Annotated in this window: 17 protein-coding genes, 1 tRNA gene and 5 pseudogenes; 16 read left to right on the top strand and 7 right to left on the bottom strand. The window is 70.3% G+C overall.

From position 1 onward, the window contains the following. The first annotated feature begins 436 nt into the window (after window positions 1–436). From AC5WRT_RS37305 to AC5WRT_RS37280, 6 genes and pseudogenes are all read left to right on the top strand, one after another. On the top strand, window positions 437–1,837 hold the full coding sequence (locus tag AC5WRT_RS37305) for a S53 family peptidase (protein WP_496098815.1): 1,401 nt from the start codon (window positions 437–439) through the stop codon (window positions 1,835–1,837). Window positions 1,838–2,267: 430 nt separating this feature from the next. Continuing rightward, window positions 2,268–2,515 (top strand): annotated as a pseudogene (locus tag AC5WRT_RS37300) (hypothetical protein). A gap of 128 nt (window positions 2,516–2,643) precedes the next feature. Then, window positions 2,644–3,141 carry a DUF5949 family protein gene (locus tag AC5WRT_RS37295; RefSeq protein ID WP_496098816.1) on the top strand — a complete coding sequence of 166 codons (498 nt, stop codon included), beginning with the start codon at window positions 2,644–2,646 and terminating at the stop codon, window positions 3,139–3,141. Window positions 3,142–3,372: 231 nt separating this feature from the next. After that, entirely contained in the window at window positions 3,373–3,498 is a 126-nt protein-coding gene (locus tag AC5WRT_RS37290; protein ID WP_496098817.1) for a hypothetical protein, read from the top strand. A 515-nt stretch (window positions 3,499–4,013) separates the two neighbouring features. Then, window positions 4,014–4,802: a sigma factor-like helix-turn-helix DNA-binding protein gene (locus AC5WRT_RS37285; RefSeq protein WP_496101038.1), complete on the top strand. Its 789-nt coding sequence runs from the start codon at window positions 4,014–4,016 to the stop codon at window positions 4,800–4,802. Between the two features lie 94 nt (window positions 4,803–4,896). Continuing rightward, the gene (locus AC5WRT_RS37280; protein ID WP_496101037.1) at window positions 4,897–6,927 is read left to right on the top strand and encodes a glycosyltransferase family 4 protein; all 2,031 of its coding nucleotides are present in this window, start codon (window positions 4,897–4,899) and stop codon (window positions 6,925–6,927) included. A 460-nt stretch (window positions 6,928–7,387) separates the two neighbouring features. Here the strand turns inward: AC5WRT_RS37280 and AC5WRT_RS37275 are convergent. Further along, window positions 7,388–7,849, bottom strand: a pseudogene (locus AC5WRT_RS37275) (YibE/F family protein); the annotation flags it as partial. 245 nt (window positions 7,850–8,094) lie between these two features. Further along, window positions 8,095–8,964: a trypsin-like serine peptidase gene (locus AC5WRT_RS37270; protein ID WP_496101036.1), complete on the bottom strand. Its 870-nt coding sequence runs from the start codon at window positions 8,962–8,964 to the stop codon at window positions 8,095–8,097. Window positions 8,965–9,043: 79 nt separating this feature from the next. Between AC5WRT_RS37270 and AC5WRT_RS37265 the strand changes: the two are divergent. Further along, a pseudogene (locus AC5WRT_RS37265) lies at window positions 9,044–9,214 on the top strand (IS30 family transposase); the annotation flags it as partial. A 297-nt stretch (window positions 9,215–9,511) separates the two neighbouring features. Next, window positions 9,512–10,555, top strand: a complete 1,044-nt coding sequence (locus AC5WRT_RS37260; protein ID WP_496101040.1) for a YncE family protein — start codon at window positions 9,512–9,514, stop codon at window positions 10,553–10,555. A gap of 473 nt (window positions 10,556–11,028) precedes the next feature. Here the strand turns inward: AC5WRT_RS37260 and AC5WRT_RS37255 are convergent, their stop codons facing one another. Beyond that, window positions 11,029–11,337 (bottom strand): hypothetical protein, encoded by a 309-nt coding sequence (locus AC5WRT_RS37255; protein WP_496098895.1) that lies wholly within the window; start codon window positions 11,335–11,337, stop codon window positions 11,029–11,031. Between the two features lie 254 nt (window positions 11,338–11,591). Between AC5WRT_RS37255 and AC5WRT_RS37250 the strand changes: the two are divergent. Further along, window positions 11,592–12,027: pseudogene (locus AC5WRT_RS37250) on the top strand (replication initiator); the annotation flags it as partial. A gap of 204 nt (window positions 12,028–12,231) precedes the next feature. Continuing rightward, entirely contained in the window at window positions 12,232–12,963 is a 732-nt protein-coding gene (locus AC5WRT_RS37245) for a tyrosine-type recombinase/integrase (protein ID WP_496101039.1), read from the top strand. A gap of 91 nt (window positions 12,964–13,054) precedes the next feature. On the opposite strand, the gene AC5WRT_RS37240 is transcribed toward AC5WRT_RS37245, so the two are convergent. Further along, window positions 13,055–13,130: transfer RNA gene (locus tag AC5WRT_RS37240), tRNA-Arg, on the bottom strand. 273 nt (window positions 13,131–13,403) lie between these two features. On the opposite strand from AC5WRT_RS37240, the gene AC5WRT_RS37235 reads away from it, so the two are divergent. From AC5WRT_RS37235 to AC5WRT_RS37220, 4 genes are all read left to right on the top strand, one after another. Next, complete coding sequence (locus AC5WRT_RS37235) at window positions 13,404–15,008, top strand: dynamin family protein (RefSeq protein WP_496098577.1); 1,605 nt, start codon at window positions 13,404–13,406, stop codon at window positions 15,006–15,008. Between the two features lie 672 nt (window positions 15,009–15,680). Then, window positions 15,681–17,615: a YfjP family GTPase gene (locus tag AC5WRT_RS37230; protein ID WP_496098593.1), complete on the top strand. Its 1,935-nt coding sequence runs from the start codon at window positions 15,681–15,683 to the stop codon at window positions 17,613–17,615. A gap of 429 nt (window positions 17,616–18,044) precedes the next feature. Continuing rightward, a complete protein-coding gene (locus AC5WRT_RS37225) occupies window positions 18,045–18,521 on the top strand; it encodes a single-stranded DNA-binding protein (protein ID WP_496098576.1) in 477 nt (158 codons plus the stop codon). 271 nt (window positions 18,522–18,792) lie between these two features. Then, window positions 18,793–20,235 (top strand): Cys-Gln thioester bond-forming surface protein, encoded by a 1,443-nt coding sequence (locus tag AC5WRT_RS37220; protein WP_496098575.1) that lies wholly within the window; start codon window positions 18,793–18,795, stop codon window positions 20,233–20,235. 442 nt (window positions 20,236–20,677) lie between these two features. Here AC5WRT_RS37220 and AC5WRT_RS37215 read toward each other — a convergent pair whose 3' ends face one another. Together AC5WRT_RS37215 and AC5WRT_RS37210 are read right to left on the bottom strand one after the other, a co-directional pair. Beyond that, on the bottom strand, window positions 20,678–20,788 hold the full coding sequence (locus tag AC5WRT_RS37215) for a DUF6928 family protein (RefSeq protein ID WP_496098592.1): 111 nt from the start codon (window positions 20,786–20,788) through the stop codon (window positions 20,678–20,680). A gap of 112 nt (window positions 20,789–20,900) precedes the next feature. Then, window positions 20,901–21,293 (bottom strand): hypothetical protein, encoded by a 393-nt coding sequence (locus AC5WRT_RS37210; protein WP_496098574.1) that lies wholly within the window; start codon window positions 21,291–21,293, stop codon window positions 20,901–20,903. Window positions 21,294–21,418: 125 nt separating this feature from the next. Between AC5WRT_RS37210 and AC5WRT_RS37205 the strand changes: the two genes are divergently transcribed. Together AC5WRT_RS37205 and AC5WRT_RS37200 are read left to right on the top strand one after the other, a co-directional pair. Next, window positions 21,419–21,922, top strand: coding sequence for a hypothetical protein (locus AC5WRT_RS37205; RefSeq protein ID WP_496098573.1), 504 nt, complete (start codon window positions 21,419–21,421; stop codon window positions 21,920–21,922). A gap of 646 nt (window positions 21,923–22,568) precedes the next feature. Next, window positions 22,569–23,072 (top strand): hypothetical protein, encoded by a 504-nt coding sequence (locus tag AC5WRT_RS37200; RefSeq protein WP_496098572.1) that lies wholly within the window; start codon window positions 22,569–22,571, stop codon window positions 23,070–23,072. Window positions 23,073–23,470: 398 nt separating this feature from the next. Here AC5WRT_RS37200 and AC5WRT_RS37195 read toward each other — a convergent pair. After that, window positions 23,471–24,069: pseudogene (locus tag AC5WRT_RS37195) on the bottom strand (HAD domain-containing protein). Window positions 24,070–24,113 lie beyond the last annotated feature (44 nt).

The following is a 24,113-nucleotide window of genomic DNA, read 5'->3' as shown; positions in this document are numbered from 1 at the left end:
CGCAGCAATTTCATGCCAGTTGGGCGATCGCGGGAACTTGCGCAAGCCCTGCCCGCAGACCGCCCAGTCTCACCACCGGCGAATCAAAACGGCATCATACAAGTCTGCATGTATGGGATATGACGCCTGGTCGACTCGTCCACCGTGTCTCGAAGAACAATCCGAAATTCCCCATTTCTCGGAGCCGTTGGGTGGCTCAATGCGCCGTACGAGTGGGAGAAAAGTGTTGCTGCAGTGCAGGCGTCGTCTCCTGCTACAGCATGGGTGCGGCACATAGAACTGGTCGACCGCACCTGCTTCCGGTACGCCGGAAAGCAATTCATGGGCCGCCTTGACCGCCGAGGTTCTCCTCCGCGGGGGAAGCGGTCCATTTCTAATCCGGCGCTTATCGGATTCGGATGGATTTAGCGCGGTCTCGGATGCGACAAGAGGCGTGATGCACCAAGAACCCACCAGACCGTCATCGGTTCGGCACCCGCTGGGGCGGGGTGCACCGAGGCCTCCGGCATGGCGCCGGGCAACAGTGGTCTCAGCGCTGCTCACTCTGCTCATGATGTGCGTGAGTGGCGGTCTTGCCGACGCTCGCCCACTGTCGGTCGGCTCTCACCGTGCCGCGAATTCCGGGAACCGGACATCGGCCGGGCCGCAGAACCCGAAGGACGTGGTCGAGTTCGGGTGTGCTCACCCGAACTCGCCCGACATGGCTCGCTGTTTCGGTCTCATGGTGGGACACCGAACCACCGGAGGGCAGATCTCGCCAACTGTCAGCGGGTCCCCGACCAGCGCCGGCTACACACCATCCGCCCTGCAGTCGGCATACCACTTGGTCGGCACGTCCGGCTCGGGGCGCACGGTGGCCATCGTCGATGCTTATGACGATCCGAACGCAGAGTCCGATCTGGCGACGTACCGGAAGTCCTATGGCCTTCCCCCGTGCACCACGACCAACGGATGCTTCAGGAAGGTGAACGAGAACGGGCAGACCTCACCGCTTCCGCCGGGCGACTACGGCTGGGCGGAAGAGATCAGTCTTGATCTGGATATGGTCTCCGCTGCCTGCCCCGACTGCCGCATCCTGCTGGTCGAGGCAAATTCGGCTTCTACCCCCGACCTGATGAAAGCCGAAGATCGAGCGGCCGCCACACCCGGTGTGACATCCATTTCCAACAGTTGGGGCGAGCCGGAGGACAACGCGGTGGCGTCCGATGACATTCACTTCAACCATCCCGGTGTCGCCATCACCGTGAGTTCCGGTGACTCCGGCTACGGTGTGTCCTGGCCCGCCTCTTCCCCCTATGTCACCGCGGTCGGTGGAACTTCGCTGATCAAGGCGTCCAACTCCCGTGGCTGGAGTGAGACGGCATGGAGCGGCTCGGGTTCGGGCTGCTCGGCCTATGAACCAAAGCCCGCTTGGCAGCACGATCCCGACTGCAGTCGGCGGACCGTTGCGGATGTGTCTGCTGTCGCCGACCCGTATACCGGAGTGGCCACCTACGACACCTACAACAGTTGTGGTCACAGCAACTTGTGCGACATCTTGCTCTCCCTCGGCCTGGTCCAGGGTGCCGACGGCTGGATCCAGGTGGGCGGCACCAGCGTGTCCTCCCCGATCATCGCCAGCGTCTATGCGCTCGCGGGCAATGCCGCATCGAGCGTCTATGGCTCCTACCCGTACAGCCACACCTCCGCACTCAACGATGTGGACTCGGGCAGCAACGGCTCCTGCGGTGGAAGTTACCTGTGTACAGCACGCCCGGGTTACGACGGCCCGACGGGGCTCGGCACGCCGAGTGGCATCGGGGCCTTCCTGAGGGGTGCTGGGCGACAACGGGGGTGAGCAGCCATTGCTCTCCCGGTCCTGAGAGACGTGCCTCGAGCGTGGATCTCGGCCGGATGGTCGCGGGGCGTACGGGCGGGTTCTTCTGAACGGTTGCTCGGTGTCGAACACCGAGCAGCAGCCCCCTGCCACGGAGGCCCGGGCCAAAGGTGCTCCGACAGGCAGGTTCTCTGAGACCCGAGTTCATCGGTCGACGAGTACATGAGTGGGTTCAAGGCGGCGTCGTAGCAGGTCAGTGAGGTGCGGCTTGCCGGAGGGCCGCGAAGGCGGGTACCCGCCCGCCACCCGACCGGCCCGTCCTCCCAGCCCGTCAACGGCCCACCGAGGCGGTTCCGCACTCCGAGTATCCGGCCCGGCCGGGAATCGTCGAGCACCGCGCCGGACAGACCGATCCTGCCGCGGTTGACGAAGAAGGGGAACCGACGAAGTCGTGAAGGCCGTCGCCGGTGTCGCCGCGCCGGCGTTCGCCGACAGTGCCGCCGATGTGACGCCCACCAGCCTCAACGGTGCCGTGAAAACAGGCTCACCGAGGGCCCTTGCGACGTGATGCCGCTGCACCACCGGTCGGACGCGCTGGACACGGAGAACCGGCACTCCGCGTTGCTCACGGTCAAGGGGCCGGCGGGTGCGCTGAACCGACACGGCTCGCTGCCGGGCGGTCTGCCGTTGCAGAACTGACCGTGACGTCCGCCGTGTTCGAGGGGCACCGAGAGGTGTCCCTCGTTCGTATGGACAGTGCCGGCCGCTGGTCCGGTCGAGTGATGCGGCGCCGGGCTGCTGCGGGGGGTCGTCGCTACGATCGCGCGGTGATCTCAACCACAAGCGAAACGCTCCCCGCCCGCCCCGCCGACCTGGGCACGATCGTCGTACTGGCCTGGAGCGGAGAAGCTCCCGACGGGGACATGCCCTACCTGCTCGCCTACCCCCTCGGCGACGGCGAGGGCGGCCCGGAGGCCTCCTCCCTCGCCGTCCGGCGGCTGTTGGAGAGCAATGGCCTGCCCGTGGGCGGCGACCTCGTGGACGGTGCCGCGAAGCCCGGGCTGCCGGTCAGTCTGCTGGTCGAGGCCGGGCAGGCCGTCGTGAGCACGGCGCAGCTCAAGGCCCAGTGCCCGGCGCCGCGGGAATGGCTGGAGGCGGCCGGGACGCGCGGCTTCGCCTATCTCGTCTTCACCACCCGTCCCTGGCCCGAAGCCGTGCCGGGCAGGGTGGTGGATCCTGCGGCACTGGCCGCCTTCGCCGGCGCCGAGGAGACCCTGAGGCAGGCGGCACACCTGGTCCTGCCGGTCCGCACCCTGCGCGGCTGACCGCCGAGAACACAGGCGGCGGCCGCGCATCCGCGCCGCGGCCGACCCCGGCACATCGATGAGGATTGCTGGACGAGCGGCCGGCTGTGCCGTCCTGCCACGACCGTCACGGCCCCCGTTCCGGTACCGCTGGAGGCGGGGAGAAGTCGCTCGGCCTCGAACTGCCGAAGGCGGGCGGCGACTGCCGGTGCCGGCATCCCGGACGGGCCGCGGTACGGCGAGGGGCGGCCCGTGCCCGAGCGGACGTCGCCAACTGCCGTCGGCCTCTGGCTGTCCGGCGTAGGGCTGCGCTCCCCGCTGCCGCACCTCCTCGGCGACGGCCACGAGCACGCACGCCTCGGCGCCCCCGCCGTATGACGCGGAGCGGGACGACGGCACCCCCACACCGGCTGAGTGCGCCCCCGTCCAACGCCGGGCATCGGCTGATCCCCCCGCTCGAGAACGGCGACCGCCGACCGCCCTCTCCTTCTCGACCATGAGCTTCGACACGCATTCGACTCCTGTTTGCGCGCATCCGCCCGTCGCACCGGCGAGGGCTGGGGCGCCGCACGGCCCCCGGCGCCTCCCACGCGGGGCCTGCCGGCGTCGTGGTCGAGAAAGTCCGACCGGCAGGGCAGTCGAACCCTCCTCCGTAACGATCTTTACAGGGGAACGAGGGAGGGCACATTGAACGCCGACGAGGAACGCCAGGCGAGTTCGTCGCAGCGCGGTCGAGATCGTTGCTGCACACGGCCTACTTGCTGACCGGGGACTGGGAACAGGGCCGCGACCTGCTCCGGACCGCGCTTGCCTCCACCGCTCGGCGTTGGTCGAAGCTGCGTGGCCGGGAGCAGCCGGAGAGCTAGGTGCGCCGGGCTCTCTACCACGCCCAGGTGGATCGCTTCAGGCTCCTCGGCTGGGGGTGGGAGACGGTCACGGACACCCTGCCGAACCAGCCGTCCGGGCAGGTCGCCGACTGGGCCGACACCGTGGTCCGGCGGCAGGACATCATGGCCGCGCTGCGGCGGCTGCCCAAGCGCCAGCGTGCGGTGATCGTGCTGCGTTACTTCGAGGACCGGCCGGACGACGAGATCGCCGCGATTCCGGGCGTCGCTCAGGGGACAGTCCGCAGCCAGCCCCACAAGGCCCTCGCCTCTCTCCGCACCACGCTGGCCGGGGCAGGGCCGTCGGCCTCCTCCTCCACCGCCTCCGGAAGAAGCGTCATCCGTGAGAACGGCGGTGACGCCGCCGGTGCCCATCTGGTCGGCCGGCCCGACGGTGCGTTGCGTGTCGCCCGGCGGCGGCAGCGGCCGGCCCGCACCGGGGCCGGCGTCCTCGCAGCCGCCGTGGCCATCACCGCCTGGGTGGCCGTCGGGGACGGCGCGACCCCCCGCGCGCACGTGGTTCAGGGCGGTACCGGGAAGGTGGTCCCGGTCTCCCTCCTGCCGGTCACCTCGTCCATGGAGTCCGCCTGCGCCGATGGCAGCAGCGGCTCCACCGTGCACGCGACCGCGACCCAACCGGCGTCCTGCCTCCACGCCGACCGGGCCAGGGGTATGACCGACGTCCGTGTCACCTCCGCGAAAGACGAGATTGGTCCGGCGCCGTCGATGTCAGCACGGCTTCTGGAGGGGTGGAGGGGTGGAGGGGGACCGGGCGTCCTTGCCCCTTGTGCTTGGTGAGAAAAATGAGTGAATACTCTATGGCTGTCTTACGGTCGGTCCGTGTCCGGCCGGTGCGACAGCTCCACCCGTGCCGTACAAGCAGGAGAACTGTGTGAAGATCTCGTTCCTCATCCACAACGTGTATGGCTTGGGTGGAACAAATCGGACAACGATCAATCTGGCCTCTGCCCTGGCCGAACGCCACGAGGTGGAGATCGTGTCGGTGTTCCGGAGCACCGACGCACCGCTGTTCGCCGTGGACCCGCGGATCAGGCTGACCAGCCTCGTCGACACGCGTGAGGTGCCCGAGAAGGACCGGTCCGTACCGGCCCGGGTCTTCCCCGCAGCCGAGGCCCGCTACCACCAGTACAGCACGGTGACGGACGAGCGGACCGCCGCGTACTTCCGCCGGAACAGCCCGGACGTGCTCATCGGGACGCGGCCCGGACTGAACGTGTACGTCGCGCGGCTCGCCGGCGACCGGACGCTGCGCATCGGGCAGGAGCACATCACGCTCGCATCGCACTCGCAGGCCCTGCGTTCGGAGCTGAGGCAGGCCTACGCACGCCTGAACGGGTTCGTCACGGTCTCCGAGGCCGATGCCGCCAACTACCGCAGCGACATGGCGATTCCGGGGCTGCCGATCGTCTCCGTACCGAACAGCGTCCCCGCGCCGGCGGTGTCTCCGGCCGACCCTGCCGCCAAGACGGTCGTCGCCGCGGGGCGGCTCGCGGCCATCAAGCGGTACGACCTGCTCGTACAGGCCTTCGCGCAGGTCGCCGCCAAGCATCCCGACTGGCGGCTTCGGATCTACGGCGACGGCGGCCGGCGCGGAAAGCTGCGCTCCCTGATCAACGACCTCGGCCTGTACAACCAGGTCCATCTGATGGGACTCGCCTCGCCGATCGAGGCCGAGTGGGTCAAGGGTTCGATCGCCGCGGTCACCTCGGACAGCGAGTCCTTCGGCATGACCATCGTGGAAGCGATGCGCTGCGGCGTCCCGGTCGTGAGCACCGACTGCCCTCTCGGCCCGCGTGAGATCATCCGCGACGGCGAGGACGGCCTGCTGGTCCGGCCAGGAGACGTCGACTCCATCGCCGAGGGCCTCCTGCGGTTGATCGACGACCACAGCGCGCGGGCCGCCATGGGTGCCGCGGCCCGCCGCAACGCCGAGCGGTTCGACCCCGCCGCGATCGCCGTGCGCTACGAGGAGCTGTTCCGTGAGCTCGGCGCCGGCCGCTCCACCACGACGCCCGGACGCACATCGCTGTGGAGCCGTCTGCGACGCACCGGCGCCGGACGGGCGGCCGCGCCTCAGGCGGCAGCGTCGGAGCCGTCGGCTCCGATGAGCGGGTCCGTCCGTGCGGGCTCGGACGGCTCGCTGCGCGTGACACCGGCGCCTGCCGCCCCCGTCGACGAGGGCGAGCTGCTGCTGATCAGACGCGGCGGCAAGGATCGTACGACGTTGCGCGTGCCACTCGCCCGCGACGGCGGCGGTCGCCTCTCGGCTCCCGTCGAGCGCGCGCTGCCCCTGGGGAACGCGGTGTGGGACCTGTGGATCGCTCCGGCGAAGGGGCCGCGCAAGAGGCTGCGCAGCGACCCGCTCGACCTGCGGGGCCTGATGGACTTCCGGCCGGAACCTCGGCTCTCCCCGGTGCGGGCGCTGCTGCCGTACACGACCGTGGACGGGTTCATCGCGCTGAGCACCCGTGAGGCCGACGTGCACGCCGAGGTGGAGGGCGTCGACATCGACAGCGGTGAGATCGGCGTCACGGTGCGCCTGTTCGGGACCGATGCCGACGTCGACGGGTTCGAGTTGCGGCACCGCCGCCGCGCCGACGCCCCGGTCCTGGAGCCGTCCTGGCACCGCGACGGGGACGGGCTGCTGCACGCCCGTGTCATCTGCGCGGACGTCGCTCGGCACCACCACGACGAGGAGGACCTGTGGGACCTGTCGGTCCGCGTCTCCGGACGGGCCGAACCTGTGTCCGTCAGCGGCTGGTTCGGCGACGTCAAGGACCGCAAGAAGGTGTACGTCTACCCGGTCACGGTGTTCGAGGAAACCCCGCGTGGACGCGCCCGGGTACGCCCGTACTACACGGTCGACAACGGCCTCTCCGTCAACGCCGTCGACCTGCCGTAGTGGCCCGTGGCCGAGTCCCGGCCCGGTCGCGTCCGCGGCGGGGGCCGGGAAGCGCGCCCGGCGGAGCGGAGCGCAGCCGGGGCTCGGTGCAGCGGGGAAAGTCTCATCCCCCTACGCGGCTCCCCCCAGGTCGCGAGGCCGCTGTCCCAGTCGTGGACCGGACGTGTGGCGCTGCGTCAGCCGGGCGGCACCGGTGCGGTTCATCCGCCTCCGCGAGGACATGGCTCCCCCAGGACGTTGCCGCCTTCGGGGAGGGCGCCGTGCCGGCCGCCGGCTGACCGCAACGGCCGGAACGTCTCCTTCCTGCTGACCGTCCACACCCGGTGCATCTCGGCGCACCTGCGTGACCTCGAACGGCGGATTCTGACGCGAGGAGACCTCCTCGACCTGCCCGAGACCGGCCGACGGCCGCCGGAGCGCGCACGCCGATGAGCACCAGGACGCAGGCTTTGGCCTCCTTTCAACGCTTCCGTCGGCGCCCGCCCCGGCCCGCAGCTGCTACCGCGCCCGCGGTTGGCGATTCAGCCTGCGGGCCGGTGCGGTCGGCCGAGACGACCAGGGCGGCCAGGAGCGTGGTGACCGGCACCGAGGCGACCAGACCGATCGATCCGACCAGCGTGCGCACGATCTCCTCGGCCACCAGTTCGCTGTTGGCGACCGTGCTCACACCGCTCTGCGCGATGGAGAAGAGGAGCAGCAGGGGTAGCGCGGCGCCGGCGTAGGCGAGGACCAAGGTGTTGACCACGGAGGCGATGTGGTCGCGGCCGATGCGGATGCCCGCCCGGTACAGGCCGCGCCGGCCCATCGAGGGGTTGGCCTCGTGCAGCTCCCAGACGGCCGACGTCTGCGTCACCGTGACGTCGTCGAGCACGCCGAGGGAGCCGATGATGACGCCGGCGAGCAGCAGACCGCTCATGTCGATCTTCCCTGCCCCCTCCGGAGCCGGGCCTGCGCGGCGGCTCGGAGGAAGAGTACGGGAACGGCCGTGTGTGGTCTCAGCACGAGCATCGCCGCCATCGGTCCCGACGGCGTTCGACGTGCTCAGCAGAGTGAGCCACCGGGAAGGCCATCGAAGTCCTCCAGGGTCAGCTCTGTGCCGCCTGGTCGCTGCCTGGCACGCTTCGCGGCTACGGCCCTTCGCCGTGAGCGGGTGCGGACGGGCTGGGCTCAGTCCTCGTCCTGGGCACGCCGGTAGAGCTTGGCGATGTCGTCGTCGAAGTACGCGGCGTAGGAGACATCGTCCTGGTCGCCGCCGCCCTCATGGCCGCCCAGGACGCCGATGACGGTGCCGGTGTGGCTCTTGGGGTCGTAGCCGGCGAGCCAGGGACTGCCGCTGGTCCCGTCCGCGAGGCCGGTGCACTGGATGCGCAGCTGGGTGTCGCTGAACTTCGTGGTCCGGTTCCGGCACGAGACGGGGGTGTCACGGCTGGTGGGATACCCGGTGATCTCGACCTTGTTGTGGAAGCCGCGGTCCATACCGAGGGTGTTGCCGCCCAGGACGTCCTGGATGTCCTTGCCGTCCTTCTGGTCGACGACGAGGAAGGCGACGTCGAGGTCCTCGTCCTGCGACTTGGCCCAGCGGTCGTCGACGACCACCTTGCTGACCTTCCACAGGCCGGTGGGTTCGTCGCCGTCGCGGTAGCCGAGGGCGAAGACCAGGTCGTTCAGAGGCTGTCCGGAGTCGGCGTCGAAGGCGCAGTGGGCCGCGGTGATCAGCATGTTCCGGCCCGGACTCCGCACCACGCTCGCCGTGCAGAAGTGGGCGCCCCGGTCGTCCTTCTCGAAGACCGCGCCGATCCGGGCGTTCTCCTCGGTCCTGAGGGGGGTGTACGCGGTGCCGTCCTTGGCCGGGGCCGTCGCGGGGAGGTCCTGGTCCTGGTCCCGCGGGGACCGGCCGGGCTCGCCGGACTTGCCGAAACCGCTGCGCCCGCCGCTTCTGACCGTATTGGTCATATCCGCGGCGTCGCCCACGACCACGGCTGCCCCGACGATGACCAGGGTCAGGGGCAGTATGGAATTCCTGGCCAGCGAGCGCACAAGGTCATTATCGACGCGGGCCGGGAAATCGGGAGGTGCTTCAACAGGAGGCTCCCGTCACAAGCCACCGCCCGGACCGGCCATCGGCACCCTGGTCGAGCGTGCCACCCGGTAGATCCCGCTCCTGCACCTGCCCGGCGACCACGGCGCCGAAAGAGTCCAGGACGCGCTGGTCACCACGGTCCAGACCCTGCTCTCCCACCTCCGAAGGTCCCTGGCCCGGGACCAGGGAAGCGGTATGGGCGCCCACGGCGCAAAGATCACTGGAATCGGCCCCCTTCATGAGGGGGCTAACCGATCCTATGGAAGAGCAAAGCCACGACGGCGAGTGCGCCGACCGACGAGGCGCGCGCATGTCTCGCTGCACCCTGACAAAGTCGTACCGGGCCTGGATGCCACCCAGGTCGCACCCTCACAGAGCGCGAGATCGGCCGTGAGGCAGGCGGAATCTCAACGACTGAGTCAAAACGACGGGCGCCGGCAGACAGTGAGGACTCTGCGATGCCCGGCGCCCGCTCCCTCATCACTCGACCCGGGAGGCCGTCACATGACCCGCCATCTCAGCCCTCGCGCTCTGCTGGCCCTCGCCGCCGGACTGGTCGTCGCCCTCGCTGCCGCCGTGGCGGGCGTGCTGCTCACCAGCGCCAGCAGCCAGCCGCCCAAGGTGACGCTCCCACTCCGGCAGGTGACCCGGGTCGCCCTGCCGGGTGACAGTTCCCGCTTCGACTATGCAAGCCTCGACCCCGGACGCGGACTGCTGTTCATCGCCCACCTCGGCGCGAGCCAGGTCATCGAGGTGGACGTCCGCACGGGTCGCGTCGTACGGACCATTGATGGCCTGTCCGGTGTCCACGGCGTGTTGGTCGTCCCCGACCGGCACCGGGTGTACGCCACCGCGACGGACAGCGACGAGGTGGCCGTCATCGACGAGACCACCGGCGCCGTCCTGCACCGCAGCCCCACCGGCGATTACCCCGACGGGCTGGCCGACGACCCGGAGCACGGCACGGTGTGGACGACCAACGAGTCCGGCGGCTCGGAGACCGTCATTGACGCAGCCACTGGAGCGGTCCGCGGTACTGTCCCCCTCGGCGGCGAGGCAGGCAATGTCGCCTACGACCCCACGAGTCGGCAGATGCTCGTCGACGTCCAGACCCGCAACCAACTCGCCGTCATCGACCCGGTCAGCCTCCGCATCACCCGCCGTGTCTCATTGCCCGGCTGCGACCACGACCACGGCCTGATCCTCGCCTCCGCCGACCGACTGGCGTTCGTCGCCTGCGACGGCAACGCTCGCCTACTCGCGGTGGACCTGTCCACCTGGCACATCACCGGTACCGACGCGGTCGGCCAGGACCCCGACGTGCTGGCATACGACCCCGTGGCCCGACACCTGTACGTCGCCGCGGAGTCCGGTTGGGTCACCACCGCCGACAACCGCGACCGGCATCTGACCGTCACCGGCCGCGCCCATCTCGCTGACGGTGCCCACGTCGTTGCCGTCGACCCCACCACCCACCGCAGCTATTACCCCGTCCCGCATGGCCCCGGTGGGCGCCCCGAACTCCTCGTCTATCAGCCCGTTCCATGAACGTCGGCTCAGGCTTCCCCGACGTGAGGTCGGTGTAACGGCTTTGGGGTGGCGCTGCTTTGGCGCGAGTGATCATGGCCCCGTAAAGCCGTGGAGCCGACCGCCCCCGCCACGACGAAGCCTTTCTCTGACGTTAGGCGGCTGTCGCTGGGCGCGCGGCACGGGCGCCGGCCGGGCTGGAGCGGGGCGGAGACAGCCAGGAGCGCAGGCCCGGCCGGGGGCCGGGCCTGCGCGCGGTGAGCGGAGCGGGCCGCACTTGAACCAGTGGAGAAAATTTGAATCACCAGAACGTCGGGCACCAGCTGGGATTCGACATCGATCACCTTCGGGCTGTTGATCTCTGACTGCCGGTCCTGGCACCTGCTAGAGGGCTGCCCGCGTGCCAGAAAACGATCACACGGAGTGCAGCAGTCGAACGTCTACGGGCGCAGATCGGAGCAGGTCGGTGATCAAAACGCTCGGCCGCGTTTGCGTCAATCTGCACGAGGAAAAGGTGATTGCGAGTCCGCACGAACAGGGGGGTGAAAATGTCGTACGGATACCTTGCGGAAACCGCCGACGGGAGATATATCCCTTTTACGACTCCCGTACACCACGAAACACACCACGCAGGCCTTCAAGGCTGGTGGGACGAGCACAGGCACCATGCGCAGCAAGCGGTCGATGCGGTGCAGAGGGTCCTCGGGTTCACCGAGCGACTCCTTGACGATGCCTACAAGATTGTCGCCATCCATGAACATGTCCAAGGGATGCGCGGCAAAAAAGTTGCGGACGTCAACCATTGAGTTGACGGGCCGCTCCTTCTAGGTCCCATGCATGCCGATGGAAGGCACAAGCGCTGGGCATGCGAGAACGCCCCCGCCAAGACGGCGGGGGCGTTCTCGCATGCCCAGGAACTCCTTGCTCCGGCGTCCCCGTTCCAGGTAATCTCAAGTCCCCCGTTCCAGTGCTTCTTGATCCGGCCGCATGATCTCCATGTGGCTGCCGTGATCACATCCTCGGAACCGTGCTGGATGACCCCGTTCACGGGACTGACCCCGAACTTCTCACCGACGCGATCCGCTCTGCGGCGCGCCGCGCCTCGCCGAGACATCACGCCCCGTCCTCGACGGCCGCGCGTACGACTTCCGGCTCGGCGACCAACTCGACATCCGTCCCATCCGCTCCGTCGACTTCGCGGGCGCCTCCGAGCTGTCCAGCCGGGCCGTCGCCGCCTACATCGCCAAGTACGCCACCAAGGGTGCCGAGACCGCCGGCACCCTGGACCGTCCAGTCCGCAACCCGATCACGTCGGCTCCGGCGTCACCGAACACGCCCGGCGGATGATCCTGACCTGCTGGCACCTGGGCGCGCTCCGCGAACTCGAAGGCCTGCGCCCGCGCAAGTGGGCCCACATGCTCGGTTTCCGCGGCCACTTCTCCACCAAGTCCCGCGCCTATTCCGTCACCCCCGGCGGTCTACAGCTACAGCAAGTGCGTGAACGCGTACATCGTCCCCGACTCGGCAAGAAGAAGCTCGCCCGGCTCTCGGCCAGGGACGTGCGGCTGTTCCTCGACCGGGCCAGGCAGGCCTGCCAGTGCTGCGCCCAGGGCCAGGACGTGGCGCGTCCGCCGGCGAAGCGTCGTTGCTGCGCGCTGAGTCCCAAGAAGTGCTGCAACAAGCAGCTGTCACCGCGCATGGTGCAGTACCTCCACGCCGTACTGTGCAACGCGCTGCAGCACGCGGTCCGGGGGGAACCGGTGCAGCGCAACGTCGCCAAGCTCGTGCAGGTGCAGACTCCCCGGTACCGCGTCGGGCGCGGCCTGTCCGTCGCTGAGGCGAAGAAGCTTCTGGCCGACGTGCGTGACGACCGGCTGAGCGCGGCGTACGTGCTCGCCCTGTACCTGGGGCTCCGGCGCGGCGAGCTGCCGGGACTCCACTGGTCGGACGATGACCTGGACGGGGGATCGCTGGAGATCCGTACGGCCCTGCAGCGGGTCAACGGAGAGCTGACGCTGACCGCGCCCAAGACGCGCCGCCCGGAGCAGCCCGTACCACTCCCGGCCGTGTGTGTCGACGTACTCCGCCGGCACCGTGAGCGCCAGGCGGAGGAGCGTGAAACCGCGGGGGAGCGGTGGCAGGAAACCGGCCTGGTCTTCACCACCCGGCGGGGTACTCCGATCGAGCCTCGGAACCTGAACCGGCACTTCTACCCGGTCCGTGAGCGGCTGGGCCTGGACGTCCGCCTCCACGATCTCCGGCACGTCTGCGTGACCCTGCTGCTCGGCCTCGGCATCCCGCCGCACATCGTGCGCGACATCGTCGGACACAGCGCGCTGGACGTGACCATGAGCATCTACGCGCACGCCGACATGACCGAGAAGCGAGCCGCGCTGGACCGGCTGGGGAGCCTGCTGGCCGACGAGTGAGTGACGGGGCCGTTGCCGTCAGCGTTGCCGTCAGAGACACGAAACGCCCTGGAGGGGAGATCCCCTCTGGGGCGTTTTTGCTGGTGGCGGGTGGCGCCCCCGGCAGGACTCGAACCTGCGGCCAAGCGCTTAGAAGGCGCCTGCTCTATCCACTGAGCTACGGGGGCCTGGTGGCGGAACCAAGGATAAAGCTCCCTGGTCCTCGACCCTGTCGCTTCGCCTCCGTGGCTCGATGTGGAGGTTCGGTGAAGCGATCCCGATAATCGCAGGCAGGTACGAATCGTGCATCGCTTTTGGCCTCCGACGCACCGGGTGTTGTGCACTCGTTATGCCTGAGCTGTGCCCGCGCCCTAGTCATCCCTTGCGCCCTTTCTGTCCTCTCGCCGCGCAGACATGTCCATATGCTTCAGAATTCCCCTAAAATTGGGCATTCTTCGCATGTGGTGACCTTGGACGTACGGCCTCAGCTGCTCGACACTCTCTCCGCGCTGCGCGACCGTGTCGCCGCCGCACGCTTTCCGCTGCCTCTCCCGGGAGCGCCGCGCGCGCGTGCCAACCGCGACGAACTCCTCGCGCAGCTCGACGACTACCTGGTACCCCGCCTGAAGGAGCCCGAGGCGCCGCTCCTGGCCGTCGTCGGCGGGTCCACCGGAGCCGGCAAGTCGACGCTGGTGAACTCCCTCGTCGGCCGACGGGTGAGCGAGGCGGGTGTCCTCAGGCCGACGACCCGGACACCCGTCCTCGTCTGCCATTCGGAGGATCATCACTGGTTCAGCGGTATGCGTGTGCTGCCCGACCTCACGCGCGTGTGGGGCGCGGAGGAGGACTCCGACGACCTCATGCCCTCCGGCGTGCCCCCCGCGCGCGTGCTGCGCATCGAGACCGCCGACACCCTCCCGCGCGGACTCGCCCTCCTCGACGCCCCCGACATCGACTCCCTGGTCGCCGACAACCGTGTCCTCGCCGCCGAACTGATCTGCGCCGCCGACATCTGGATCATGGTCACCACGGCCGCCCGCTACGCCGACGCCGTCCCGTGGCACCTGCTGCGCACCGCCAAGGAGTACGACGTCGCCCTCGTCACCGTCCTGGACCGAGTGCCCCACCAGGTCGTCTCGGAGGTCTCCCGGCAGTACGGCGCCCTGCTCACCAAGGCCGGGCTCGGCGACGTACCGCGCTTCACCGTGCCCGAGCTGCCCGAGTCCGCCTGGGGCGCCGGCCTGCTGCCCGCCACCGCTGTGGCCCCGCTGAGGGACTGGCTCACCCAGCACGCCCAGGACCCGGCCGCGAGAGAGCACGTCATGACCCGTACGGTCCATGGCCTCCTCGACTCGCTCAAGGCCCGCATGTCCGAGCTGGCCGGCGCCGCCGCCGCCCAGTACGCGGCCGCCCTCCGGCTCACCTCCGCCGTGGAGAGTGCCTACGACAGCGAGCACGCGCGCGTACGCGGCCGGCTCCGGTCCGGCGCCGTGCTCTCCGGGGACGCCCTGAAACGCTGGCGGGCCTTCCCGCTGGACTGCACGCCCGGCGAGCTCCTGGATGCCCTGGTGGAGAGCCTGGCCGCCCTGCTGCTGTGTTCCGTCACCGCCGCCGACGAGCGCGTCGACGAGGCCTGGCGGCGCGAGCCGGCCGGGGCCGACCCGGCCCTCGCCGCCGGCGACTCCGCCCTGGAGAGCTCCGAACACCGCATCGGCTTGGCCGTACGGCGCTGGCGGCGCGAACTGGGGGAGTACGCCGAGGACGAGGTACGCGTGCTGGAACGCTCCGTGGCACCGGACGTCGAGGCCGTCGCAGCCCTGGTCGCCACCGCGGTGCTCGGCGGACGGCGGGCGCGCACCGCCGGCGAGGGGCTCGCGGAGCGGATCGGGGCGCACGGCGCGCTGCGGTTGCGCGACCGGGCCGGGCGGCTGCTCGACGAACACGTGGACCGCGTCATGCACAACGAACGCGAGCGGCGCCTCGCCCCGCTCGACGCCCTCGACATCCAGCCGGATCCCCAGGCCGAACTCATCGCCGCGCTGTCCGTACTGCAGAAGGAGAGGTGACCGGTGACCTCCGTCACTGACCAGGACCACACGGATCACACCGACCACATGAGACGCGTGGGACGCATGCGGGACAAGGAGCCGGACATCCACGGCAACGAGAGCGGCAGTACCGGGTGCCGCGAGCACGGCGCTCGCTCCGAGCCGGCGCTGGTGGACCACGGGGGCCACGGGGGCGGGATGGCCGACGGCACGGAGGGCGCCGCAGCTGTCGCCGCTGCCGAGGGGCGGCCGAGCAACCACAGTGGTGAACCCTCTCCCGGCGCTGCGTCGGTGGCAGCGGAAGGCGGCCTTCCGGATCGCACGGTTGCTGGCGCAGGCACGGACTCCCGCACCGACGGGGCGGAGCACGCGCACGCCGCCCAGAACCCCGCGCGCCCGACGAGTGACCGACACGCGCACGTGCGGGACGACGAGGGCGACGGCAAGGGCAAGGGAAGGTGCGAGGGTGACGGCGAGGCCGTGGCTCGGGAGCGGCCCGCAGGAGTCGGGGCGGGGGGCGAAGGCCGGGGCCGGCAACCGGCGGAGAACGCGGACACCGGCCGCGGTGCGCAGCTGCCCCTGCCGCACGCGCCCGCGTACCCCACGGCCGACACCGCCACCGAAGCCGTACCGCTCCCCACCGGCGGACCCGCCCCCGCATCGCTCCCGGCCCTGCCGCGGCTCCCGCACATGCCCACGTTCCCGCAGCCCCCCGCCCCCCGCACCCCCGCAGACCCGGCCACCGCCTCCGGGGCACCCGAAGCCGCGAGGTCCCCGGAGCCGTCGAACTCCTCCCGGCCCTCGGCCGCCACCCGGGCCGCGGACCCCCAGCGATCCTCGGAGCCCTCCCCGGCGGCCGAGCCCTCCCGGCCCGCGGACCCCTCCACACCCCCCGACTCCTCGGAGCCCTGGGACGACGGTCTCATCGCCCGGCGCGTCACGGAGGCCACCGCCGCCGCCCTCGCCGCCGAACGGGCCTGCGCCCTGGACGCCGGCAGCCGGGGCCCCAGCAGCGAGCCCCCCGCCCCGCTGGCGTACGACGGCCGGCTGCGCTCCCGGCTGGACGCCCTTCGTGAACTGGTCGGGCTCTCCCGGACCCGGTTGGACAGCCGAACCCTCGCCGAGGCGGGCCGGGTCCTGGACGAGGCGGCCGCCCGCCGCAAGCTCTCCGGCCGGCACACGGTCGTGGCCATCGCGGGTGCGACCGGCAGCGGCAAGTCGCAGCTGTTCAACGCCCTTGCCGGAGTCGCCATCTCGGAGACCGGCGTACGACGCCCCACCACGGCCGCGCCCATCGCGTGCAGTTGGAGCGACGGCGCGGCGGGCCTCATCGACCGGCTCGGCATCCCGGGTCGGCTGCGCCGCCGCCCGCTGCAGAGCCCGGAGGCCGAGGCGCAGTTGCGCGGGCTGGTCCTGGTCGACCTGCCCGACCACGACTCCGCCGCCGTGGAGCATCGCAGACAGGTCGACCGGATCCTGAAACTGGTCGACGCCGTGATCTGGGTGGTCGACCCGGAGAAGTACGCCGACGCCATGCTGCACGAGCGCTATCTGCGCCCGATGGCCGGCCACGCGGAGATCATGTTCGTCGTCCTCAACCAGATCGACCGGCTGCCCGGAGAGGCCGCCGACCAGGTCCTCGACGATCTGCGCCGGCTGTTGGACGAGGACGGCATCGCGCTCGGCGAGTACGGTGAACCGGGCGCCACGGTGCTCGCCCTGTCCGCGCTCACCGGCGACGGCGTCGGCGAACTGCGCGAGGTGCTGGGGGAGTTCGTGGCGGAACGCGGTGTCGCGGCTCGCCGTGTTTCGGCCGACGTCGACGCCGCCGCGGCCGGGTTGCGGCCGTTGTACGCCACCGGGCAGCGGGCCGGCCTCAGCGAGGAGGCGCGCGAGGAGTTCGCCGCGCGGCTCGCGGACGCGGTGGGCGCCGTCGCGGCGGGCGACGCCGCGGAGCGCGCCTGGCTGCGCAACGCGGGCCGCGCCTGCGGCACTCCCTGGCTGCGGCTGTGGCGCTGGTACCGGTTCCGCGGCGAGCCCACCACCGGCCGCCTCCCCGTGCGCACGGCCTCGCCCGACGAGGAGTCCACGGCCCGTCAGCGGGTCGAACAGGCGGTCCGTACGGTGGCCGACCGGGCCTCGGCGGGGCTTCCGGCGCCGTGGGCGCAGGCGGTGCGCGAGGCCGCCGTACGCGGGTCGCAGGGGCTGCCGGAGACGCTGGACGACCTGGCGGCACGCGCGGGACTGCCGCCGGGCCGGCCACCGCGCCCCGGCTGGTGGCCCGCCGCCGTGCTGACCCAGGCGGCGATGACCCTGCTCCAGGTCGTGGGCGGTCTGTGGCTGGTCGGCCAGATCGTCGGTGCCATGGCACCCGGCCTCGGGGTGCCGGTACTGCTGATGGCCTGCGGGATCGCCGGCGGACCGTTGGTGGAGTGGAGCTCCCGGATGGCGGCGAGAGGACCGGCCCGGCGCTACGGCCAGGAGGCCGAACGCCGGCTCCGGGAAGCGGCCGCAGGGTGCGGCAGGGCCCGGGTGCTGGAGCCGGTGGCGGCGGAGCTGCTGCGGTACCGGGAGGTGCGGGAGCAGTACGGGCGGGTCGTGCGGAACGGCGCGGGGGTGGGCTGAGGAGCGTACCGGGCCGTGCGTGCGGGGAGTCGACGGTGAGGGGTCTCGTTGTTGTCCGAGGCCCCTCACCCCCTTTTTTCATAACCCCTGAACCCGGCCTTCGACCCTTGGCCGGGGCGTCGGCTACGCGGACGACAAGGGCGGCGGAGGACCCGCGTCACTCACACGGGTGGCGAGGTTTTCCACAGGCTGGGGGCAGTCCACAGCGCTCGGCGGATCCGGCGAGGCGGGGGCAGTCTGAGGTCGTCGCGGCGATCGCCCGGCGGTCCGGTCCGTCCGGAGGGGCGGCGGACGACGTGGTGATCGGCGGGACGCGCGGACACGTACGGCGGCGGTCGTACGAACCCGCACTCGGACACACATGAGCCAGACGTTTCAGACGTCCGCCCGGCCGCCGGAAGGGACCGGGCGCGGGAGGGGAGCGAGAACATGAACGAGACCATCGTCTGCGTGGTCGGCAACGTGGCGACCCAGCCGTTGTACCGGGAGACGGCGGCGGGACCGTCGGCCCGGTTCCGGCTGGCGGTGACCGCGCGCTACTGGGACCGGGAGAAGAGCGCCTGGACGGACGGACACACCAACTTCTTCACGGTGTGGGCCCATCGTCAGCTCGCGGTGAACGTGGCGGCCTGCGTGGAGGTGGGCCAGCCCGTGCTCGTGCAGGGCCGGCTGAAGGTGCGCACGGAGGTGCGCGACGGACAGCAGCAGTGGGCCTCCGCCGACATCGACGCCGTGGCGATCGGGCACGACCTCGCGCGCGGTACGGCCGCCTTCCAGCGTCCGGCGCGGCCCGAGACGGCGCCGGCGGCGAACCGGCCGGAGCCGGACTGGGAGACACCGCGTCAGGCCGAGACCGAGGCCGAGGAGACAGGCCAACAGGCCCCGGAACCAGCGGTGGTGACGTGACGTCGGCGGGCGCGACGCCCTACGAACGCACCGTGCCGGCGGCGTACAGCGTGGCCGAACCACCCGCACGAAGCGGTGGATTTGTCGATATGCCCAGCTCGTGGACGGTCCCGGCGATAACGATTACGGATCGGATCGCCCATCGGTTCATCCGACCGGCGGGAGAGGCCCCGGTTGATCCATAGGATGCCGGGCGTGCCCCTAGGGGCTGCCGATTCTGCTGGTGGGACCGTCCCCCACGTCCAACGGGTCCTGCCGGAAGGGGAATTCTGTGCTTGCTGCGTTCTCTGGGCTCCGTCGCCGTGCCGGTGCGGCGCGCCTGGCCGCTGCCACGACGGTGACCGGCCTCCTGGTGGCCGGTGTGCTGTCCGGCGCCGGTACGGCCGCGGCCGACGGAACCGACGGGACACCGCAGACCGAGGGCGGGGCGACGGCCACGATCAACGGTCTGAAGACCTACGGCGAGGCAGTGATCCACGGGGACGGCGGCGACCAGCGCGTGGAGGCGGGTCTGTTCGAGATGTCCGTCGACGGCGGCGGCACCCTCCAGACGTACTGCGTCGACCTCCACGACCCCACCCAGCGCGACGCCCACTACGAGGAGACGCCGTGGAGCGGCACCTCGCTGGGCGCCAACAGGGACGCCGGCAGAATCCGCTGGATCCTGCAGAACTCCTACCCCCAGGTCAACGACCTCGCCGCGCTCGCCCGCCAGGCGGGCACCGGCACCCTGACCGAGCAGGACGCGGCGGCCGGCACCCAGGTGGCCATCTGGCGCTACTCCGACCACGCGAAGGTCGACGCCGTCGACCCGCAGGCCGAGAAACTCGCCGACTATCTGCAGAAGAGCGCCCGCGATCTCGGTGAACCCGAGGCCTCGCTGACCCTTGACCCGCCGGCGGTCTCCGGGCGGCCGGGAGCCCTGCTCGGCCCGGTGACCGTGCACACCAACGCGGGCACCGTCACGGTGAGCCCGCCGCCGGACGCGGCCACCAGCGGAGTCCGGATCACCGACAAGGCCGGCAAGGTGATGACGTCCGCGCGGGACGGCAGTCAGCTGTACTTCGACATACCGGAGGACGCCGTCGGGGACCCCTCCCAGGGTGCCGACAGCGGGGGAGGCACGGCCCAGCTGACCGTGCAGGCGTCGACGACGGTGCCCGTGGGCCGCGCGTTCACCTCCGACAGCCGCAGCCAGACACAGATCCTGGCCGGCTCCAGCGAGTCCACGGTCTCCGCGACGGCGACCGCCACCTGGGCGGCCGAGGGCGCGATACCGGCGGTCTCGGTCCGGAAGAACTGCGCCAAGGGCGGCATCGACCTGTCCGTGGCCAACAAGGGTGACCGGCCCTTCACCTTCGAGCTGATGGGCGCCGAGCACACGATCCCCGCACGCGCCTCCCGCACGGTCACCGTCCCTCTCCAGGAGGACCAGGCCTACGACTTCACGATCACCGGCCCGCACGGTTTCAGTCGGCGCTTCACCGGTGTCCTCGACTGCAAGACACAAGGCGCCCTCACCACCCGGGCGGCCCCGGCCCACAACGAACCCGCCCCCGCCTCGGTCGGCGGCACCACCGCCCCCGGCACCGACCTCGCCACGACGGGCGGCTCCGCGATCACCCCGCTGATCGCGGGCGTGGCCATCGGGTTCGTGGTGATCGGCGGCGCGGTCCTGGTCCTGCTCCGCAAACGAGAACAGGCCGACGGCTGACGACACCAGGCGGCGGTCAGCGACCAGTCGCGAAGGCGGCGGTGACAGGCGTCCGTTCGGCACGACGCCGGCGCACGGCCTGGTCGCGGGGCGAGACCAGCCGGCTCGGATCGGCGGGGCCGGCGGAATCCCGGGGAGTGAGGCCCGTGCAGTCCCCGAGCGAGGTGAACGTCGTCGGTGGAACGGCTCGAGCGTGGCGCGGGACTGGTGTGCCGCGGTTCCGGTCGTGGCCGAACTGGGCGACGACGGGCAGGTGCTGACGGAGCCGAGGAAGCGGTATTCGGGCTCGCCGGTCGTCGTCCGGGCCGGTCAGCTGGGGCCCGGATGAGGTCCCAGAGCGCGCGCAGCGCGCCTTCGCCCAGGTCCAGGGAGCGGAAGGGCAGCGGGTACGGCTCTTCGTCCTCGTCGGGCCAGGGATGACGTCGGTTGGGCGGTTCGTCCGCTAAGGCAGCTCGAAGGTGAGCGGTTCGCCGAAGTGCTCGACGATGCCGCTGTCCGGCGACAGGCTCAGGGAGCGTAGGAGACGGCCGTCCTCCCACACGGCGAACGCGATCCAGGACCACCGGCCCGACGCGCCACGACCTACGCGGCCGTGGTCACTCGCGCCGAAGCAGCGTCATCGTAAAACCGCTTGACCGACCTCGGTTTTCAACGTGGCAAGGCCGTTACCGCCCGCCCCCGCCGGAAGACCGGTGGCTGGTACCGGCTCCACCACCGGTCTGGTGGGTGGTGTCCCTCCGGGAGGCCGCGTGGTGGTTCAGCACTTTCATGATCTCCGAGGCCAGCACATCTGCCAGAGCGGGCGCGAGAGATTCTGCCAGCGCGGTCGCGAGGGTCTGCGCAAGCAGCACCCGTTCCAGTTCCGAGGAACGGGAAGGCGGCTGGGAAAGGAATGCCACGGCCGTTTCCATCAGGGCTTCGGCCAGCGGCTCCTTTCCGTGCTTGACACCGGTGCCGTCATGGGGGATCCCGGCATTGCGTACGATTTCCTCGAAGATCTCGTCAACGAAAGCCCCCAAGGGATCCCGTTCCGATTTTCCGCCGGACTCAGCTGCCATTTTGTTTCCTCAGGTCTTCGGTTGCCGTACGGGACCTGCCCTCCGATGTCGGCGACTGCCGGGATCGGAGGGCAGAGTGTCGCTGTTTCTCGTCAGCGGCGCATGAGTGCCGCGAGGAGGAGGGGATGCTGAATCAGCGGCTCCCCGCGCTCCTCACGTCGGCGGCGCATGAGCGCGGCGAGGAGGAGCGGGTGCTCGATGATCGATTCGTCCCCGCGCTCCTCATGCCGGCGGCGCATGAGCGCGGCGAGGAGAAGGGGGTGCTCGATGATCGATTCCTCTCCGCGCTCCTCATGCCGGCGGCGCATGAGCGCGGCGAGGAGAAGGGGGTGCTCGATGATCGATTCCTCTCCGCGCTCCTCACGTCGGCGGCGCATGAGCGCGGCGAGGAGGAGCGGGTGCTCGATGATCGATTCCTCTCCGCGCTCCTCACGTCGGCGCGCGAGCGCGGCGAGGAGGAGCGGGTGCTCGATGACCGACTCGTCCCCGCGCTCCTCACGCCGGGACAGCAACGCTGCCAGCAGAAGCGGACCGAAGGCGGATTCCTCACCGAACTCTTCCTGGCCTACTCCGGCCTTTTCATGAGTGGGAGTCTCCGTCGCTGCCGTCATAGTTTCCTCTTTCCCTGACGCTTGACTCGGCGGAGTGCTCGGTTGGCACAGGCAGACCTCGCGCTCCGCCCTTCAACGTCATCGTCGAGGTGAGCGACGCCGACCGCATTTCGATCATGCTCCATGTGGCCGCAGGATCACCGAAACTCGCGCGAGTCGAAAGCGAGGGTCCCGCATCTCGCGTTCAAGGACAGCGCCCTCGCTCCCCGGCAGAAGGTGCACGCCCGCGCGTTCGCCGCCGACGTTCTGCCGCCGGTGATCGAACAGGCCGCCTCGGGCGGCGGACCCGCCGTGGTGGTGGACTGCCGTCGGCTGCGTTCCGACGGATCACATCAAGGTGCCCTCCGCCAGTCGAGTGCGGTCCCGCATCCTGCATGGCTGGGCCGTCCCCGGGCCGTCCGAGGCCGGTCGGTGGTGGCCGATGACGGCCCACGACGATCACCAAGCGTACGAGCCCACCGCTGCTGAGCAGGGAACACAGCTCAGCGAGATGCCCGACAAGAGTCAGGCGGTCTCTGCCGATGCGTCGGCGCAGCGGAGGAGCGGGCGTGTGCGGTGCGTAAGGGCTGACCGGGTGAACCTCGCTGCGCGCCTGACGCGTTGGGCCCGTTGCGGGTATTCCGAATCATCACACGTCACACGGAACCAGGAAGGACCTGCCCACGTGCGCAAGACAGTCGTCTGGGCCGCCACACTGGCGGCAGCCGCCACCTCTCTCGCTTCCCCTGCGGTAGCCGCCCAGTACCACTCGGACCATGATCGCCCCTGCGGCATTTCCGGCAGGCCGAACGAACGGGACTGTCTCCTGCAATTCGAGCTTCGTGTTGCGCAGGAGGACACCATCCCCGGGTCGACCGGCAGAGTGACGATCCAGAGCCTGGACGCGTCTCGCAACGGGCGTGCCATCGGATTCGTGACCGGCATCATGTCGAGGTTCAACTCGGGACCCAGCGAAGGGGTCTACACCTTGCGGCTGTCCAACGGCGAAGGGCAAGTAGGAGTTCAGTTCGCGCAGCCCAACGACTCCCAGCCGACCGCTTCCCTCATGGTCACGGGTGGCAGTGGAGTCTTCGCGTGCGCCACGGGCTACGGGACCGCGACGCAGGGCGGCACCACCTCCCCCATCTCGGTAAGCCTGCACCTCAGGTTCTTGTGCGGTACTCGCTGACCGAGAGCGGAGTGGCAAGCACGGTGAGCGTGCTTGCACGGCAGAGAAGAACAGCCGCCCCGGCAACCGCCATGGACCGGCTTCCGCAGAGCTGCGGGTCGGGAGGCACCTGACATCCACGGCTGACATCGACGACGCCGGACGGAGGCGCACACCAGCGCCTCCGTCCGGCCGGCGCATCAGTCCGGGGACAGCAGCCGGAGCAGAGCACCTGAAGCGGTGGTCAGCGACACGCTTCCCGCGGGCATTCCGGCCCGAGGATGGCCGGGTCTTCAGATCGCAGCCGAAACTCTGCATGCACGCCAAGGCTGGTGCGTGCGGCGACGCAGAACTCGTCCCGCTTCTCCGGAAACTCCTGGAACGCCCTCTTCCAGTCCTCTTGCGTCCCTGGGCGCATGTCACGGACGAACTGTTCCAGCACCCAAGCGTGGCGCTGCAACGCTCTGGCTGCGGAGATGGTTTGCGCGTCTCCCATCAGTTAGGACGGCCTCGAATGCACAGCCGCGCTCAAGCTCGGCTTCGGCCTTCAGCTCCAGGCCGGCTTCCGGGGCGACTGGTGCGAGTCCTTGAGCCGGGTCGACGCAATGAAGCAGCGACGGACAGGATGGTGGGCAGCGACCCACAGGCGGTCCATGGCACTGATTTCGTCGTCGACCCACATGAACGGCCGACCGTCGGCCCAGTCGACCAGGGGGCGAGTCTTCCAGTGCAGGCCGCGGGGTCCGTCGTCGGCGCCGGAGTCCGGCCACTCCACCACGGGCAGCTTGGGCAGTCCCAGGCGCGGAGCGACGGCCTCGTTCGCGTCCTGCCTCCATGTCGTGGCCCACACGAGACGACAGCCCAGGGCAAGGAGGCGCGAGCCGATGCCGGGATCTAGTCGATCAAGCAGCGGGTTGCCCTGATCGAAAGTCATCGAGGAGCCGTACGACGCCCCGAACGGGATGAGTGGACCGTCGACGTCGAGGAAGAGGATGGGGCGCCTTGCTGCGCCGGTCACAGCGGCACGAAGCCCCGTGCGGTGCCGGCGGGCCGCTGCTTCCT

It is taken from the genome of Streptomyces sp. NTD91 (assembly GCF_059510455.1).
The sequence above is the reverse complement of the archived record's forward strand: the minus strand, read 5'-3'. Positions and strand labels throughout refer to the sequence as shown.